Genomic DNA, 2497 nt, shown 5'->3' with positions numbered 1-2497 from the left:
GACCGCATTTCCTTGGGATTTTTTATTTTCTCCCTCGCGACAAGTGATAGTATAGCAAAGTGGATCTTGTATGTCAACACCTTTTTTCAAAAGTTTTCTATTTTTCGGTTTTTCTGTTATTTTGTCACGATTATCTTTGGTCCGGCACCTTTTGCACGAAGGAGTTTTTTGTATGCGCTTACCCTGGAAGCCGGTACTTTAAATCTGCAGTTGGAACGGATTCCCTTAAATGCATTGGCTCCGGTCTTCGCTGTCGTAAGCTTTGTGCCAAAGATCGTTACATTGGAGAGCTTACTGCAGCCGTAGAAGGCTTTCGCACCTACTGTCATTATATTCGCTCCGATTTTCACTGTTGTCAGTTTCTTTGCTCCGCTCATTGCAGAACCTCCAATGGCTGTCACTCTGAAATTTTTTCCTCCGATCTTTACTGTTGTCGGGATCGTAAGGGCCTTTCTTGCTGCCTTGTCCGTAGCTCCGGTAAAGACTACAGTTCCCTTGCCGGACGTGTCTGCATTGGATATCTTATATTTCAGCCTGCTGACTGTATAGACCGCGTTTTTCTGAACCGTGATCCGGAATTTTTTTGTAACAGAACCATTATATTTTCCTTTTCCTTTGATAGTAACGGATGCAATTCCGATGTTTTTATTATTCTTCCAGGTAAGGGTGTAATCCCTGCCGTTTACAAGCTTTTTACCGCCGTAGGTTATGGTGAGTGCCTGGGTCAGCGGCTTTCCGGTAAAGGCCCTGGTCTTAAGTGCGGATATCTTTGTTTTGCTGATATTGGTAACCGCTGCAGTCTGTCCACCAATGGAAACAAATTTCACATCTTTAAAAAATACATGATATAAATTTTCACTTTGATGCATTCTCTTTACATATCGTTCCGCTGCCGAGCCTGTATAACCTTCTACTGTAAAACCACCGGGAATAACTTCCTCTGCACCATTTCCCATGTTATAACGTATTCCTAATGCCAGTTCGCCAATATCTGTAACTGATTTCGGAATACGGATCTTTTTCAGCTTAAGGCAATCATGAAACGCCCAATCTTCGATCTTAGTCAGTCCCTCATGTAAGGTCACACTGGTCAGCCCGGTATTGCAAAATGTGGCAGACTCGATCTGCTTCAGACCGGCAGGTATGTCAATCTTATCCAAGGATGTACAATCTCTGAATGCATCTCCTCCTAATTTATTTAACTGAGACGGAAGCTGGATCTGTGCCAGATTTTCGCAGTTAAAAAATGCACCCTCACCCAGCTCTTTTAATTGAGGCGGAAGCTGTACCTGCTTCAGATTTTTGCAGTTACAAAATGCCCCTCCTCCTATCAGCGTCAGTTTTTCCGGAAGCTGGATATTTCTGAGTCCGGTCTCGAAAAATGCATTCCTTTCTATTTCTGTTACGGAATCCGGTAACGCAATAGAACTCAGCGCACTGCAGCCCCAAAATGCTCCGTCACTGATTTTTTCCAATACTGTATTCTCAAATATCACACTCTCCAGACTGCTGCAATCTCGAAAGGCATCCTCTCCAATAGACCTCACTCCATTTTTTAATGTAACCTTTTTCAGCCCGGTACATTTTCCAAACATATCTCTCGGCACATCCACTGCACCGGATATCACCACACTCTCTATATTTGGCACATCGTAAAAGCATTGCTCCGGCATATTCATGCCTGCATTTCCATGGATTTCCAGTTCCTTAATATATTTTTTCAGATTCCACATGCCCCATCTATCAAAGCCTGTGATCCCATTCCCGATTACAAGCTTATTTACTCTAGAAAAATCAATACCTGCATTCTTCAAAGCACTTTCAGATACCTCATTTTCTGTCAGCTCCGTGTTATTTCCCGTAATGGTCAGTGTTCCATTCCCATCCAGTGTCCACGTAAATTTTCCGTCAGAGTATTCTGCTGATGCCTGCACTGCATCCTTCGTTCCATCATCAAAAGCTATATTTTCTTCTTCCTGTTCGCATTCCTCCAACGCTTCGGCTGCATCCATTGCCGCTTCCGGAGTCTCCGGATCTTCCTCTTCTGCAGTACCCTCTGGTGCTTCTTCACCAGACTCCATTACGCCTGTTTCCGCATTCTCCTGTACGTTGTTCCCGGTATCTGTATCTGTGGTTTCCTGTTCCTCTATAGTAGCCGATCCATCTGTGATATCTGCTTCCGCCTCTGCAATATCTTCCGGATCTGAGGATGCAGTATCTACACTTTCTTCTGCCAAAAATGCTGCTTCCTCACCCTCTGGTTCCATTTCTGCCGCCACTGTCAGCTCTGCCGGAGTCAGCGCCAGGCTTGCCGCTATAAGTACGGCCATGAGCTTTTTTCCTGCACTTTTTCTTCTCATATGACTATGCTCCTTCCATTTTCTTCTATCATAACATATAAACACAATATATTCTATCCGGATTCCTTTTTTACAGATATTTTTAGGCAGCAAAAAAAACTGCATCCGTTTCCAGATGCAGGTTTCCTAAATAAAAA

At 43.7% G+C, this 2497-nt stretch carries 1 protein-coding gene; it reads right to left on the bottom strand.

Going from position 1 to position 2497, the window contains the following annotated elements:
- Positions 1-116: 116 nt before the first annotated feature.
- On the bottom strand, positions 117-2360 hold the full coding sequence (locus CK1_RS08000; protein ID WP_306288842.1) for a leucine-rich repeat protein: 2244 nt from the start codon (positions 2358-2360) through the stop codon (positions 117-119).
- Positions 2361-2497 lie beyond the last annotated feature (137 nt).

The sequence above is a fragment of the Ruminococcus sp. SR1/5 genome (genome assembly GCF_000209835.1).
Classification (GTDB): Bacteria; Bacillota; Clostridia; order Lachnospirales; family Lachnospiraceae; genus Blautia_A; species Blautia_A fusiformis.
The sequence above is the reverse complement of the archived record's forward strand: the minus strand, read 5'-3'. Positions and strand labels throughout refer to the sequence as shown.

Coding starts and splice junctions, on each gene's coding strand:
- CK1_RS08000 (WP_306288842.1), bottom strand. CDS start 2,360: ATGAGAAGAAAAAGTGCAGGAAAAAAGCTCATGGCCGTACTTATAGCG.